Origin of the sequence: Anoxybacillus ayderensis (assembly GCF_013761015.1) — a bacterium.
Classification (GTDB): Bacteria; Bacillota; Bacilli; order Bacillales; family Anoxybacillaceae; genus Anoxybacillus; species Anoxybacillus ayderensis.
In genome coordinates, this window is record NZ_JACDUV010000014.1 from 1 (window position 1) to 13199 (window position 13199).

Below are 13199 nucleotides of genomic sequence, written 5' to 3' on the forward strand. Positions count from 1 at the left end.
TAGGCACGCCGCCAGCGTTCGTCCTGAGCCAGGATCAAACTCTCCATAGAAAAGTTATCCTTAGCTTTTACGCTGCTGTTTTGTTCAGTTTTCAAGGAACAACAAAGACATTTTCTATAATACTAAATCAACAATACCTTGTCAACATGTTTTTTCATTTCGACAACGACGTATATTAATATATCATGGATATCTCTATTCGTCAATAAAAAAATAAACGGATATGTCCGTTTATGAAATGACATATTGTTGAATAAAAATGAGTGCTACAACACCAGGAATACCTAAAAAACCTGTAACGGTTACTGTAAATAAATTAATAGGCAAATGGATACCTGATACATCTCCAACAACATTAATTAAAAAAATAAATAAAGCCCCGATAACAAGACGAGCAACTCCTTCACCAATTAGCCGTGTCAAACGTACCGGGATGCCAATAAGCAAAAGAATGACAATAAGACTGACGATCGACACAATAACAACCGTTTCATTCATATTTTTCTCTCCTTCAACTTTTTTATTTTTAAATATATGTTCACCTCTTTTCTGTATGACAAGCCTATACAAAAAGGGAAGGGGTATCATCCCTTCCCAATCGATGCTTTTCGTTTTTTTGCTTCTCGAAGGAGAAATAAATATTTCGCTTCAGCAATTTTTAAATCAAATATGACCTTTTCAGACGGCTCAACACTTTTTTCTATTAATTGCTTCTTATCCATCCACTCATCCCGGTAATGTTGCAATCGTTCAATGAGCTGGTCGTTAAATTGTTTGCGCAGCCACCCTTTTCGTTTCCAAAACACTATAGTTCCCTTCTTCCTTCCAGAGCTTTAGATAAAGTCACCTCATCGGCGTATTCTAGATCGCCACCAACAGGCAATCCGTGGGCAATGCGCGTAATTTTAACACCTGTTGGCTTTAGTAGCCGGGAGATATACATAGCCGTTGCTTCCCCTTCAATATTCGGATTCGTCGCTAAAATCACTTCTTGGACCGTTTCATCTTGAAGACGTCTAAGCAATTCAGCTATTTTAATATCTTCCGGACCAATTCCTTCCATAGGTGAAATAGCTCCATGTAACACATGATACAATCCGTTGTATTCTTTCATTTTTTCCATAGCAATAACATCTTTCGGATCTTGCACAACACAAATGATCGAACGATCTCGCTTATCGTCTTCACAAATATAACAAGGATCCTTATCTGTAATATGACCACACGATGAACAATACGTTAAATTTCTTTTCGCATTTACAAGTGCTTTTGCAAAATCTAATACTACATCTTCTTTCATATTTAACACAAAAAACGCCAGACGGACGGCCGTTTTCGGCCCGATGCCTGGCAATTTCATGAAGCTGTCGATTAATTTGGATATCGGCTCTGGGTAGTACATGATAGCCTCCTAGAATAATCCCGGTATATTCAATCCTTTTGTAAACTGCCCCATCGTTTCAGCGGTTAACTCATCTACTTTTTTCAACGCATCATTCGTCGCAGCAAGCACTAAATCTTGCAACATGTCGATATCTTCCGGATCAACGACCTCCTCTTTAATTTTCACTTCTAAAATTTGTTTATGACCATTTGCAATAACGGTAACCATTCCACCGCCTGCCGTTCCTTCAACTGTTTTTTCTGCTAATTCTGCTTGTGCTTTCTCCATATCTTTTTGCATCTTTTGCATTTGCTTCATCATCTTTTGCATATTTCCCATTCCACGCATCATTTTCATCATTCCTCCATTATTCTTTAATTTCAATTAAGTTTTCACCAAACCATTTTTTCGCTTCCGAAATGAATGGATCTTCTTGTTCATGTTGTTCATTTCCACTTGTTTGTTGACGAATGAACTGCTCTCGAATTTGAAGCCATTCACTTTCAGGAACAGGAATCGTATCGAGTTTTTTCCCTGTTAATTCAAATAATACTTGTTCTAAATTGTCTTTGACATAGTTACTATTATCAGCAACCATTTTACAATGAATTTCATATTTAAATTTTAACACAAAAGCTGTGCCACTTGCTGCTACAGGTTCACTCTCTTGCAATAATGCCGCATGTGACACTTTATTTTGCTTTTTTAACGTCTCAAGCACATGTGGCCAATTTCCTTTAATAAGAGATAAATGCTGATGTGTTGCTTGGCGAAGCACTTCATGAATGCGTCCTATCGGTATTTTATAATCTGTCCGAATACTTTTTCCTGTTTTTTTCACCGGCTCGCTTGTTTCTGCAGGGGAGAGTTTCACACCGGTTTCCTTCAGTTTCGCTAATTGCTCTTCAAGCTGTCTCACTTTCTCCTCCAACGCTGGAGAAATCGAAGTTTTGATTGCTCGTTCCTCTTCATAACAAAGCTTCACAATCGCAACTTCCATATGCACGCGCGGATGGTTCGTTAGGCGCATATCTTGTTGACTTTTACTCAACAAATCGATCGCTTCATATATAAGCGATGTTGGGATCACGTCAGAAAGCTCTCGAAATCGTTCATCAACGAGCACACGATGGGTCACATCTTCTAGCTGAGGTGCCGCTTTATATAAAAGCATATCTCGATAATAGTAAATTAAATCTTCGACAAGGCGATTCGGATCTTTCCCTTGTTCCATTAAATGTTGAAAAAGACGCAACGCCTCAACAGTCTTTTTTTCATATATCGCATAAATTAAATCTGCGATTTTTCTTTGTGAAACTGCACCTGTAACCGCTAACACATCCTCAAGCAACACGCGATCTTCACTAAAAGAAATAGCTTGATCGAGCAAACTTAACGCATCACGCATTCCACCATCAGCAGCACGCGCAATCGCAAATAGTGCCTCTTCCTCTACATCTATACCTTCTTCCGCAACAACTGTTTTTAAACGCGACACAATCGACCTCAACTCAATGCGCCGAAAATCAAATCGTTGACATCGCGAAACGATCGTTAAAGGAATTTTATGTGGTTCCGTTGTCGCTAAAATAAAAATCACATGTTTCGGAGGCTCTTCCAACGTTTTTAATAACGCATTAAACGCCCCGATGGATAGCATATGCACTTCATCAATAATATACACTTTATACGGCGCTGACGTTGGAGCAAATTTCACCTTCTCACGAATGTCGCGAATTTCATCCACTCCGTTATTTGATGCAGCGTCAATCTCTAACACATCAGAAATCGAACCGTTCGTAATGCCTAAACAAGTCGGACATTCGTTGCATGGCTCTGCTGTTGGACGATGTTCGCAATTTACCGCTTTAGCAAAAATTTTAGCTATACTCGTTTTTCCTGTCCCACGTGGACCTGAAAATAAATATGCATGTGAAATCTTTTGTTGAAGCAGGGCATTTTGCAACGTTTTTGTCACGTGTTCTTGACCAACAACATCCTTAAAACTTTGCGGTCGAAAAACACGATATAAAGCTTTATAACTCACGAAACTGCCCTCCTCTTTGCTCATATCCCATTCATTATATCATTAAAAAACGCATGAAAAAAGCACTTGCCTTTTAAGCAAGCGCTTTGATTCAATCTATGTAAATTGCCGTGCACCTTCTGTCGACTAGCTGCCATAGACGTTACTAGAGTAGTTAGCTCAGTTCAGGCACCCCTGCGGCACATGGGAGCGTCCGCTTACTGCTGCTTCCTTCCGGACCTGACAGGGTTCACGGATTCCCATTGCGCAGGACCCAAACGTCAACACCACTTACTCTAGGCAGACTCTACAGCAAACTAACCTAAAGAAGGAATTCAGCCTCGCTAGAGCGGATTGCGAGTACAGGGCACCGCTACCTCCCCGCTTAGCACGGCAATGCGTTATCACTAACGCAAGTATAAGTATATCTCTTTTTCATATAAATTGCAATGACTACACAATGGAATTTAATTGGAATTTAAACTATTTTTTCTACCTTCTTTCGCTGACGCAAACGTCGGAAAAATTCACTTAGCATTTCTCCACATTGCTCAGCTAATACCCCACTAACGACTTCCACTTGGTGATTAAACCGTGGCTCTTGTAATAAATTCATTAATGTTCCGGCACATCCCCCTTTTGGATCGCTCGCCCCAAACACAACCCGCTTTATGCGGGAAAGAACAATCGCTCCAGCACACATCGCACAAGGTTCTAACGTCACATACAACGTCGCCTCTTCTAGTCGCCACGTACCTAGTTTTCGACACGCTTCATCGATAGCTAAAAGCTCCGCATGCGCAATCGATCGTTGATCTCGTTCACGCAAATTGTGAGCTCGTGCAATCACTTCGTCATTGTATACAACAACAGCACCAATAGGCACTTCTCCGATGTTCTCCGCCTTTTTTGCTTCTTCAATAGCTAGACGCATGTAATACTCATCATTTCTCATTTTTGAAACTCCCGTACTTTTTATCATCTATTCTATAGAGTATATCAAAATAAAAAAGCAACATACAGAGTAATCATTTTATGTTAAAATAAATTTTGTCTGTCTACACAGACGGTTTCACCTAAAGGAGGTTACACAATGTCCCGCGTGCCCTTTATTACTGTTGAAGGTCCAATTGGTGTTGGAAAAACATCATTAGCAAAGGTCATTTCAGACTATTTTCAATATGAATTGTTAAAAGAAATTGTTGATGAAAATCCCTTTTTGGGTAAATTTTATGAAAACATTGAAGAGTGGAGCTTCCAAACGGAGATGTTTTTTCTATGCAACCGTTACAAACAACTAGAAGATGTCGAAAAAAAGTTTTTAAGCAATGGGAAACCGGTTGTAGCTGACTATCATATTTTCAAAAACTTAATCTTTGCTAGACAGACTTTAAAGGGAAAGCAGTACGAAAAGTATGTGCAAATTTATGACATTTTAACAAACGACATGCCAAAACCGAATGTCGTCATTTATTTGCATGCTTCATTGCACACGTTACTCAAACGTATCGCGATGCGAGGTCGCGAATTTGAAAAAAACATTGATCCGAACTATTTACAACAATTATCACATGCTTACGAACAAGCAATGGAGCAATTTGAGCAAGCCCACCCTCACATTCCTGTATTACGGTTTAACGGAGATGAGCTCGATTTCGTTCATCGTGACCAAGACCGATTTTTCATTTTAAATGAACTGCAATCTGTTCTTAAAAGGAGCTTAGAACAATGAATTTACGAGAAAAATATCATATTCCAAGCGATGCTGTTATTACCATTGCCGGAACAGTTGGTGTAGGAAAATCAACGATGACAAAAGCGTTAGCTGATGCACTACAATTCCGCACCTCTTTTGAAAAGGTAGACACAAACCCGTATTTAGATAAGTTTTATGCCGATTTTAAACGTTGGAGTTTCCATCTTCAAATTTATTTTCTTGCCGAACGATTTAAAGAACAAAAACGCATTTTTGAATATGGTGGAGGATTTGTTCAAGACCGATCCATTTACGAGGATACTGGCATTTTTGCAAAAATGCATTTTGAAAAAGGGACGATGTCAAAAGTCGACTATGAAACCTATACAAGTTTATTTGAAGCGATGGTCATGACACCGTATTTCCCACACCCTGATTTACTTATTTACTTAGAAGGAAGTTTTGAGGAAATCATTAAACGCATTCGTGAACGCGGTCGCCCAATGGAACAACAAACACCAATTGAATATTGGAAAGAAATGTATGAAAGATATGAGAGATGGATCAACAGTTTTAATGCTTGTCCTGTTTTGCGCATTAACATTAATGAATACGATATTATTCGCGATGCCCAATCGATCGAGCCGATCGTCGCAAAAATTGGTTACATGATTGAACAATATCGCAAATTAAAAAAATAAGGATGCCCCTAGCTCCATTTTGGGCATCCTTTGTTTTGCTTATATAAAACAAAAATTCGTTACGATATGTAACGAATTATTCGATAAACAATCTCCATTTTATGCGCTGTGGACTGTAAACATTCGAATGATGGCGGAGGAGGAGGGATTCGAACCCCCGCGCGCCTTTCGACGCCTCTCGGTTTTCAAGACCGACCCCTTCAGCCAGACTTGGGTACTCCTCCGTATCGACATGTACTAAGTTATCATAATCATTACCCCATGTCAACACTTTTTATTAAAAAAGGGGAGCAAATTCTCCCCTTATGAAATCACTTCTTTTCCTCCCATGTATGGGCGAAGCACTTCTGGGATCACGACTGTTCCATCTTCTTGTTGATAATTTTCCAAAATCGCTGCAACTGTTCGTCCAATGGCTAAACCGGATCCATTTAACGTATGCACATGTTCTGGCTTTGCTTTCGGGTCTCGGCGGAAACGAATGTTTGCACGGCGAGCTTGAAACGCTTCAAAATTGCTGCAGGAAGAAATTTCTCGATACGTACCATAGCTTGGTAACCATACTTCAATGTCATATTTTTTGGCTGCAGTAAAGCCTAAATCAGCTGTACACATGCTCATGACACGATACGGTAAACCTAATAATTGCAAAATGCGCTCTGCATCATTTGTTAACTTTTCGAGTTGTTCATAGGAATCTTCTGGTTTTACAAATTTGACAAGCTCCACCTTATTAAACTGATGTTGACGAATTAATCCGCGCGTATCTCTTCCTGCTGATCCCGCTTCTGAGCGGAAACATGCGCTATAAGCAGCATATTTAATCGGCAAATCGTCCGCTGATAAAATTTCATCACGATGTAAGTTAGTCACAGGAACTTCTGCTGTCGGAATTAAAAAGTAATCTTCACTCTCGATACGGAACGCATCTTCCTCAAACTTCGGAAGCTGTCCTGTTCCTGTCATGCTTGCTCGATTCACAATGTACGGTGGTAAAACTTCTTCATATCCGTGTTGTTCCACATGTACGTCTAACATAAAGTTAATTAACGCACGTTCCAATCGTGCTCCGAGCCCTTTATAAAACACAAATCGACTTCCTGTTACCTTCGCTGCCCGTTCAAAATCTAAAATCCCGAGTTGATCAGCAATTTCCCAATGCGGTTTCGGTTCAAAAGAAAATGAACGTGGCTCTCCCCATTTACGAATTTCTACATTGTCATCTTCTGATTCACCAATCGGCACAGAGTCATGCGGAACGTTTGGAATGGATAAAAGCAACGTCTCAAGCTGTTGTTCCACTTCACGCAATTCATCATCAAGTACTTTAATGCGATCGCCAACTTCACGCATTTCAGCAATGAGATGGTCTGCGTCTTTTTTCTCTCGCTTTAAGATGGCAATTTGTTGTGACACATCGTTGCGCTTATTTTTTAGTTCCTCCGCTTGTGCAATTAATTCGCGACGACGACGATCGAGCTGCTCGAATTGTTCAAAATCCGTTAAGTCCTCACCACGATGCTGAAGTTTTTGTTTTACCTCCTCAAAATTGGCACGTAAAAATTTTAAGTCTAACATCGGCATTCCTCCTTTTTGATTTATGAAACAAAAAACTCCCGTCCCAAAAGAAAGGGACGAGAGTATTCCCGCGTTGCCACCCTAGTTGAAGACATGCGTCTTCCACTCGAGACATGTAACGGTTCTCACCGGAAATGCCTACTAACTTCACGCGTTCAGCATTTCGCTCCAGGATGGATTCACAAGTCATTCCTGCCGATTCACACCAACCATCGGCTCTCTGAAAGGAAGAGGGCTTGTTACTAGTTCCTGTCATCGCTTTTTCTTTATATCATTTTCTTGGAAATAATGTACTATAAGTTTAAACAAAATGCAACCTGTTTATTCTTTCGCTTCTTTAACCATGTTTATAAAATATTGTGTCATGCGATGATCATCCGTTAATTCGGGGTGAAACGAACATCCTAAAAATTGTCCTTGCCTTGCCGCGACAATACGGTCCTCATACGTCGCAAGCACATCAACGTCGTCCCCTACGGAAACAATGTGCGGAGCTCGAATAAATACACCAATAAAATCGTCCGCAACACCTTTAATCGTTAACGATGCTTCAAAACTTTCGCGTTGACGTCCGAATGAGTTGCGTTCGACTGTAATATCCATTAAACCAAGGTGTGGTTCATCGTAACCAACAATTTTTTTGGCTAAAATAATCAAGCCTGCGCACGTTCCAAACATCGGCTTTCCTTCACGAGCGAATTGCTTCAGCGGTTCAATAAATCCGTATTTGTCCATTAAACGACGCATCGTCGTACTTTCTCCGCCTGGAATAATAAGACCGTCAATATGTGTCAGTTGCTCCACCTTTTTAATAACTACCGCTTCAGCACCACACGCTTCAATTGAACGTACGTGTTCACGTACGGCTCCTTGCAATCCGAGTACCCCTATTTTCGTCATGTTCATTGCTCCTTTACATTACCATCCGCGTTCTTGCATCCGTTGTTCAGGAAGCAACGAAGAAATATCAATGCCTTTCATCGCTCCACCTAATCCCTTTGATAAATGAGCAATTAATTCGTAATCTTCGAAATGAGTTGTCGCTTCAACGATGGCACGCGCATATTTTTCAGGATTGTCTGATTTAAAAATACCTGAACCGACAAATACACCGTCAGCACCTAAATGCATCATTAACGCCGCATCCGCTGGTGTTGCGACACCACCTGCTGCAAAGTTAACGACAGGAAGACGGCCAAGACGTTTAATTTGTAACAATACTTCAAACGGTGCCCCTAAATTTTTCGCTTCTGTCATTAATTCATCTTCGCTCATGCTAACAACTTTGCGCACTTGAGCGTTCACTTTACGCATATGGCGAACAGCTTCAACAATGTTTCCTGTTCCCGGTTCGCCTTTTGTGCGAAGCATAGATGCCCCTTCAGCAATACGACGAGCCGCTTCACCTAAATCACGGCAACCGCATACGAAAGGTACAGTAAATTGACGTTTATCAATATGAAATTCTTCATCTGCCGGCGTCAACACTTCACTCTCGTCGATGTAATCTACACCAAGCGCCTCTAATACACGCGCTTCAACATAATGACCGATGCGCGCCTTCGCCATGACTGGAATCGATACTGCTTTCATCACTTCTTCAATCACAGTCGGATCAGCCATGCGTGCAACGCCACCTGCTGCACGAATATCAGCTGGAACACGCTCAAGAGCCATAACAGCTACTGCACCTGCTGCTTCAGCAATTTTCGCTTGTTCTGCATTCACGACGTCCATAATGACGCCACCTTTTTGCATTTCCGCCATTCCGCGTTTTACACGTTCTGTACCTGTAACCGCCACCGTTCATTCCTCCCATTATGTATATCGTTATTGTGATATTGTACTGAAAAATCAGTCCAGCGACAACTATTCATCACTGCAGTACACTATCCATATTCTAGCATACGTTTTTACTACGTAAAAGTATAGAAACACTAACTACATTTCTTTATTTTAACTCAATTTTTTTAAAAATCACAATAAAAATTTTAAAGCCCTCTAAAAAGAGAGCTTTAAAATAATCCTTTCATCGCATTTGAAGCACCATTCCAAATATCACTGAACAATTCGCCAATCGCTCGCATCGCCAAAACGAAACCATTCGCTTTTTCTACAGCCCGCTTTGTTACGATCTCTACCTTTTCTCCTTCTTTTGTTAAGTAACCATAGTCTGTTCCTTCATATTTCACGTACATATACCCTACTTTTTGTCCTTTTTTCACAGGAGCTGTTAACGTTTCTTTTTCAATGACGACAACAGGCTTATATTTTTTTTCTTCCCCTCGCTTAATGACAAGGGACAACGGTTGTTTTGTTGCAATCGCAACTTCTTTTTCTTTCCCTTTCTTTACTGCTACCGTTTCATGTTTTTTTGTAATATAACCTTTTGGATACAATTGTTGCACAGTATAGTTGCTAAACGCGTAGTCCAACATTTTTCTCGTCTGTTCAAAACGCGACAAATGCGTACCTTTTCCGTTCGTTTTCGCATTCATCACAACGGTAATAAAGCGCATGCCATTTCGCTCTGCCGTACCTGTAAAGCAATATCCTGCAAATTCTGTATATCCCGTTTTAATCCCATCGACACCTTCGTATGCTGCAACAAGTCCCGGAAGCATCCAGTTCCAGTTATCCATTTTAATTTGATCATCAGTTCCTTCTCGGAAGTATTTACGAGGAATACTTGCGGTTTCTAAAATTTCTGGGAACTTGTGATATAAATGATACGCTAATGTCGCTACAGCACGAGCAGACATCACATTTTCTTCGTTATCTCCGCTACCTGCTGGGTGCAATCCTCCTAAATCTTTGTTATTTAATCCTGTTGCATTGACAAACTTGTAATCTTTTAATCCTAACTCTTTCGCTTTTTCATTCATCATTTTAACGAAATTTGTTTCCGAACCACCAACAATTTCTGCAATGGCAACTGTCGCCCCGTTTGCTGAGTAAATCGCCATCGCTTCATATAGTTCACGCACTGTATATTTCCCGTCTTTTCTCAACGGAACGTTCGATAAATCGCGCTTTTGGGAAATTTGATATACATACTCACTTACTGCATATTCTTGATCCCATTTTACGCGCCCTTCATGAATAGCCTCTAGCAACAAGTATTCCGTCATCATTTTTGTCATACTAGCAATTCCTAAAACCGCATCAATGTTTTTTTGGTATAAAATCTTTCCCGTCTCCGCTTCAACAAGAATAGCGGCATCTGCTTCAATATTTAGTACGTCTTCTTCCGCTTTTATATTTTGCGGTAACGTCACCATAAATAAAAACATTGCTGCAATGGAAATGATGAAGCTCTTGTACCATGTTTTCACGCTCAAACCCTCCAACTCTGTTTTACATAACCGTTATTTTAACATACTCTTGTAAAAAAAAATAGACAGAGGAATCTTCCACCTCTGTCTATTTGTTATTACATGAACGAGTAGTTTGGAGCTTCTTTCGTAATTTGAACATCGTGCGGGTGACTTTCTCTTAATCCTGCTCCAGTCATGCGCACAAATTGCGTTTTTTCTCGCAATTCTTCTAAGTTTTTCGTGCCACAATAACCCATTCCTGCACGCAATCCCCCAACAAGTTGATAAATCGTATCGGCAAGCGGTCCTTTATAAGGCACTCGTCCTTCAATACCTTCTGGAACAAATTTTTTATTATCTTCTTGGAAGTAACGATCTTTACTTCCTCTCTCCATCGCTCCAACTGATCCCATCCCACGATATACTTTAAATCGTCTACCTTGGTAAATTTCTGTTTCTCCAGGGCTTTCAGACACGCCTGCAAGCAAGCTACCAAGCATAACAGCATGTCCACCAGCCGCTAAAGCTTTTACGATATCACCAGAATATTTAATTCCTCCATCAGCAATAATGGCGACACCGTATTTTCGTGCTTCTGTTGCACAGTCGTAAATCGCTGTAATTTGTGGCACGCCGACACCTGCGACAACCCTTGTCGTACAGATGGATCCTGGACCAATACCTACTTTAATAATGTTCGCCCCTGCTTCAATTAAATCGCGCGTCGCCTCTGCTGTCGCGACATTTCCTGCAATAATATTTAATGTCGGATATGTGTCGCGAATTTTCCGTACCGTCTCAAGCACCCCTTTAGAATGGCCATGAGCTGTATCAACTACAATGACATCAACATTTGCTTCTACAAGCTTTTTCACGCGCAACATCGTATCGGCAGTAACCCCGACAGCCGCTCCAACAAGAAGACGTCCTTTTGCATCTTTGGCTGCGTTTGGAAATTCGATCACTTTTTCGATATCTTTAATCGTAATCAGTCCCTTTAACACACCTTGATCATCAACGAGAGGGAGTTTTTCAATTTTGTACTTTTGCAAAATTTTTTCCGCTTCTTCTAATGTTGTTCCAACAGGGGCCGTAATTAAGTTTTCTTTTGTCATCACATCAGAAATTTTCATTGAGTAATCTTGAATGAAGCGTAAATCGCGATTCGTAATAATTCCAACAAGCTTTTGTTCTTCAGCATTGTTCACAATTGGAACACCTGAAATACGATATTTACTCATTAAATGTTCTGCATCATATACTTGATGTTCAGGAGTTAAAAAGAACGGATCCGTAATGACGCCACTTTCAGAACGTTTTACTTTATCGACTTGTTCCGCCTGTTGTTCAATTGACATGTTTTTATGAATAATTCCTAATCCTCCTTGGCGTGCCATCGCAATCGCCATTTCCGCCTCGGTTACCGTATCCATTCCTGCGCTAATGATCGGGATATTCAATTTTAACGTTTTACTTAGCTCAACAGTTAAATCGACATCACGTGGCAACACTTCTGACTTAGCTGGGATTAAAAGGACGTCATCAAATGTCAATCCTTCTTTCGCAAATTTTGTTTCCCACATTGTTTTTCCCCCTCACTTTGGAAATATTAATTAGTAGAGTATCAACTTCGCTTTTTTCTGTCAAGAAAACACGAAAATGTTAGATAATTCGATCAATTGAACAAGGAGAATATACGATGTGGGAAGTATTTTACTCATCAAATTTTGTACACGAATTTTTACTTGAACGCTACAAACAAGAAGGACGGGAAGACGCTGAAAAGAAAAGTTACAACAATTGTTATCCATTTATGTACTACTTACAACATGGAAAAAAGTTTTATGATACCGCTCATGAAGCGCCTTTGGCCATCAAACCTGTTTTATTATTTTATGGAAATGTACAGCTTCTTAAAGCGTGTTTATTAACAATCCACCCTGATTATCCAGAATCATCATCAGTTTTAGCACATGGAGTATCAACGAGAAAAAGAAAAAAACAAAACTACGATTTTTTTAAAGACGAAGTAAAAATTCAAAAACACGGTTTATTTACTTATTTTTCTGAAAAAATGTTTCATGTGAAACACGTATACGGAGAAAAGTTTTCTATGGGGCAATTGCTGCGACAAATTGAAGAGCTTAGTCCTTTATTTGATCTATATTTTAAACAACGAAATGAACAAAACAAACACATTCATGAAATCGTTGCTCACTATTTACTACTTTATAATTTAAGTATGATTTGCCGCTATGAAACAGAATGGTGGTACGATCTCCTCCATAGTTATTCAAATGATGCATACCCTTTTATTGTACAGTTTTTAGACGTAACGGAACGAAAAGTACCGAGATATTTGTATCATTATTTACTACATAGCAAAAAAGACCAAGACTAAATCGTCTTGGTCTTCTCTTTGCCCGGCAACGTCCTACTCTCGCAGGCGGTGTCCCGCCAACTACCATCGGCGCTGGAGAGCTTAACTTCCGTGTTC

Annotated in this window: 14 protein-coding genes, 1 tRNA gene, 1 rRNA gene, 1 other RNA gene and 1 other annotated feature; of the genes, 3 read left to right on the top strand and 14 right to left on the bottom strand. The window is 40.0% G+C overall.

The genetic code is table 11. The features are described from left to right. Positions 1-231 precede the first annotated feature (231 nt). The 7 genes from HNR63_RS13545 to tadA all read right to left on the bottom strand — a co-directional run bounded on the left by HNR63_RS13545 (position 232) and on the right by tadA (position 4365). Positions 232-498: a pro-sigmaK processing inhibitor BofA family protein gene (locus HNR63_RS13545; protein ID WP_021095868.1), complete on the bottom strand. Its 267-nt coding sequence runs from the start codon at positions 496-498 to the stop codon at positions 232-234. Between the two features lie 86 nt (positions 499-584). After that, entirely contained in the window at positions 585-806 is a 222-nt protein-coding gene (locus HNR63_RS13550) for a YaaL family protein (protein ID WP_021095867.1), read from the bottom strand. Continuing rightward, positions 806-1402 (bottom strand): recombination mediator RecR, encoded by a 597-nt coding sequence (gene recR, locus HNR63_RS13555; protein ID WP_004888493.1) that lies wholly within the window; start codon positions 1400-1402, stop codon positions 806-808. The genes HNR63_RS13550 and recR overlap by 1 nt, the downstream gene beginning before the upstream one ends. Positions 1403-1411: 9 nt before the next feature. Further along, complete coding sequence (locus tag HNR63_RS13560) at positions 1412-1735, bottom strand: YbaB/EbfC family nucleoid-associated protein (RefSeq protein ID WP_021095866.1); 324 nt, start codon at positions 1733-1735, stop codon at positions 1412-1414. A 16-nt stretch (positions 1736-1751) separates the two neighbouring features. Beyond that, the gene (gene dnaX / locus HNR63_RS13565; protein WP_181521063.1) at positions 1752-3431 is read right to left on the bottom strand and encodes a DNA polymerase III subunit gamma/tau; all 1680 of its coding nucleotides are present in this window, start codon (positions 3429-3431) and stop codon (positions 1752-1754) included. Between the two features lie 108 nt (positions 3432-3539). After that, positions 3540-3804, bottom strand: an RNA gene (gene ffs, locus HNR63_RS13570) — signal recognition particle sRNA large type. Between the two features lie 84 nt (positions 3805-3888). Beyond that, entirely contained in the window at positions 3889-4365 is a 477-nt protein-coding gene (tadA, locus tag HNR63_RS13575) for a tRNA adenosine(34) deaminase TadA (protein WP_181521065.1), read from the bottom strand. Between the two features lie 138 nt (positions 4366-4503). Between tadA and HNR63_RS13580 the strand changes: the two genes are divergently transcribed. Together HNR63_RS13580 and HNR63_RS13585 are read left to right on the top strand one after the other, a co-directional pair. Then, the gene (locus HNR63_RS13580) at positions 4504-5142 is read left to right on the top strand and encodes a deoxynucleoside kinase (protein WP_085789560.1); all 639 of its coding nucleotides are present in this window, start codon (positions 4504-4506) and stop codon (positions 5140-5142) included. Beyond that, complete coding sequence (locus tag HNR63_RS13585) at positions 5139-5807, top strand: deoxynucleoside kinase (RefSeq protein WP_009360707.1); 669 nt, start codon at positions 5139-5141, stop codon at positions 5805-5807. The genes HNR63_RS13580 and HNR63_RS13585 overlap by 4 nt, the downstream gene beginning before the upstream one ends. A 131-nt stretch (positions 5808-5938) precedes the next feature. Here the strand turns inward: HNR63_RS13585 and HNR63_RS13590 are convergent. The 6 genes from HNR63_RS13590 to guaB all read right to left on the bottom strand — a co-directional run bounded on the left by HNR63_RS13590 (position 5939) and on the right by guaB (position 12285). Next, a tRNA-Ser gene (locus HNR63_RS13590) sits at positions 5939-6031 on the bottom strand. Positions 6032-6110: 79 nt separating this feature from the next. Beyond that, positions 6111-7385 carry a serine--tRNA ligase gene (gene serS / locus HNR63_RS13595; RefSeq protein ID WP_085789558.1) on the bottom strand — a complete coding sequence of 425 codons (1275 nt, stop codon included), beginning with the start codon at positions 7383-7385 and terminating at the stop codon, positions 6111-6113. A gap of 49 nt (positions 7386-7434) precedes the next feature. After that, positions 7435-7650 (bottom strand) — a binding site (T-box leader). A gap of 56 nt (positions 7651-7706) precedes the next feature. Next, positions 7707-8285, bottom strand: a complete 579-nt coding sequence (gene pdxT, locus HNR63_RS13600; RefSeq protein ID WP_181521067.1) for a pyridoxal 5'-phosphate synthase glutaminase subunit PdxT — start codon at positions 8283-8285, stop codon at positions 7707-7709. Positions 8286-8303: 18 nt separating this feature from the next. Further along, entirely contained in the window at positions 8304-9188 is an 885-nt protein-coding gene (gene pdxS, locus HNR63_RS13605) for a pyridoxal 5'-phosphate synthase lyase subunit PdxS (RefSeq protein WP_085789556.1), read from the bottom strand. 212 nt (positions 9189-9400) lie between these two features. Further along, positions 9401-10678, bottom strand: a complete 1278-nt coding sequence (locus tag HNR63_RS13610) for a D-alanyl-D-alanine carboxypeptidase family protein (RefSeq protein ID WP_223249842.1) — start codon at positions 10676-10678, stop codon at positions 9401-9403. Between the two features lie 140 nt (positions 10679-10818). Beyond that, positions 10819-12285, bottom strand: coding sequence for an IMP dehydrogenase (guaB, locus tag HNR63_RS13615; protein WP_019417544.1), 1467 nt, complete (start codon positions 12283-12285; stop codon positions 10819-10821). A 116-nt stretch (positions 12286-12401) separates the two neighbouring features. Here guaB and HNR63_RS13620 point away from each other — a divergent pair, with 116 nt between their 5' ends. Further along, positions 12402-13103, top strand: a complete 702-nt coding sequence (locus tag HNR63_RS13620; RefSeq protein WP_085789554.1) for a YaaC family protein — start codon at positions 12402-12404, stop codon at positions 13101-13103. A gap of 20 nt (positions 13104-13123) precedes the next feature. Here HNR63_RS13620 and rrf read toward each other — a convergent pair. Beyond that, positions 13124-13199, bottom strand: a 5S ribosomal RNA gene (gene rrf / locus HNR63_RS13625); the annotation flags it as partial.